Source organism: Rodentibacter sp. Ppn85 (assembly GCF_001999335.1).
Classification (GTDB): Bacteria; Pseudomonadota; Gammaproteobacteria; order Enterobacterales; family Pasteurellaceae; genus Rodentibacter.
Genome location: NZ_MLHS01000105.1, coordinates 1 through 2,006 on the forward strand (window position 1 = coordinate 1; position 2,006 = coordinate 2,006).

The 2,006-nt window shown below is 32.2% G+C and carries 1 protein-coding gene; it reads left to right on the top strand.

Translation table 11 applies throughout. The annotated features are described in order from the left end of the window. The first annotated feature begins 154 nt into the window (after positions 1 to 154). Positions 155 to 1,645, top strand: a complete 1,491-nt coding sequence (locus BKL51_RS11690) for a lipase family protein (protein WP_077466818.1) — start codon at positions 155 to 157, stop codon at positions 1,643 to 1,645. The last annotated feature ends 361 nt before the right edge of the window (positions 1,646 to 2,006 follow it).

Consider the following 2,006-nt stretch of genomic DNA (forward strand, 5'->3'; position numbering starts at 1 on the left):
AATCTAAAAGTGAGTAAGATTGATTATTGTCTATCTATTTTTTCTGGAGAAAGTGAATGCATGAATAGCAATAAACCTATATTACGAGGAGATTATTTTAATTGGGAAATAGAAAAAGAATGGTTTGAAGATTTTTATGATGAGGAAGTAAAAAATGACCGTCCATAATGGATTTAGTATTATTAATGATTGCCGAGAGCTAGAATATAGTCTTTGGCTAAAACATACAGATAAGTATAACTATATTAATGCGTATAATCTCGGTTATTTGTCTAAACTTGCTTATAGTAAAGTTATTCTAGATAACCAAAAATGGAATTTAGATTTTCAACATTTTATTGATAACGCACGAGAGCCTTTTAGGGATTGTGAAGTCGAGGATTGGACTAAGATAAAACTCACTTCAATAAAAAATGAAAAGGATGAGATTTCGACCAATTTTAAACCCTTTATTGATGTATTCTTATTTGGCAACAATCAAGGTATTCAAAATGCAGGCTATGTCGATGATAAAACAGTGAGTGTTTCTGCGCTTTTTTATATGGATGAAACACGCGCTGTTATTGCGGTTCGAGGCACACAAGAAATAAAAGATTTTGAAATAGATGCTGATGCTTTACAAATGAAACCTGATTATGGAATTAAGGGAGAGGTACATAAAGGTTTTTATACACAAGCGAATAAAATTATTTCAACCCTAAGTTTTACAGATTTTACAGATAAAATTAGAGAGATGAATAAAGAACTTTATGTTACAGGACATAGCCTAGGCGGTGCCGTTGCAACAATTTTAAGTGCTTATCTGGTTGAACAAGGATTTAAGCCCTTGCTTTATACCTTTGGTTCCCCACGAGTAGGGAATACTGTTTTTGCTAAATATTACAGCGATAAGTTTACGCATTTTCGCCATGTCAATGATTTTGACATTGTGCCGGTATTACCGGGGCGAGTGCTTGATGGAAATTTGGATAAAATTCTGACAACGGCATATGAAGCACAAATTCGTGGTGATGAATACCCTTTTATGACAGGCATTATGTCTCTTTTTAATAAACAGAAAGATTACTATACCCATCATGGAAATCTTTGCCAGATTGTGGGAGATGAAGAAGTAAGAATGATATTGCCATTTTCTTTACATGAAATTAATCAAATTAAAATGGCGGCTCTTTCAGAAGACGAAGTGATTAAAAAAGAAGATAGAACACATTCTGTGAAATTTAATATTCATTATCATAGTATGGATACTTATTTATCAAATATTGAGGCGATTATTAAATTACTTTATCACTTCTACAAAGTAAATAACCATTGTATGAGAGAATCTATCGAGAACTGTCAAACACACTCTTTACATCATTTTATCGCATTAAGTAAAGAAAAATTAATGCAAAAAATGAGTATTTTACAAGATCAAATTAATGATATTCAAAAAAAGGTACAAGAAATCGCTCGCAAAACTAATCATGCCCTTCCATTACCTTCATCAACATTTAGAAATCAAGAGAAAAAAATAAAAGTGTATAAAGAACTTCTCAAAAAATTAGAACAAGTTGAGAAAATAAAAATTGATCAATATGAACTTTACTCTCTACATATAGGGAATAAGGATATTGCTAAACAATTAAATGACCTAATAGAATAATATCGGAGTCCAAAATGGTTATCGGCTAATTAAAAAGAATAATATATGATTCAAAGCTGAGTTTATTAGAAATCGAAAAAATAATTAGGCGTTATCGTACTTTTTAGATTGGAAAAATTAAAGTGCAGTATTTCTTTACGGTGATAAGCGGTCTATTTTGTATGTGAAATAAAAGGACAGTCATTGCAACCCAATCCGACTACCGCTATACCCTTGATACCGGCGATACATATCATTTTGATGTGGTGAGTTTTTTTGGATTCTTCGCCCCAAAGTGCGGTCAATTCTGTGCGAGTTTATGAACACTACGATTATCTCGGCCGATACAAACAGGACGAATATAGCTCTTGCTGGATACGAG

Excerpts from the sequence above, each read along its gene's own strand:
- BKL51_RS11690 (WP_077466818.1), top strand. The coding sequence starts at position 155 with ATGACCGTCCATAATGGATTTAGTATTATTAATGATTGCCGAGAGCTA.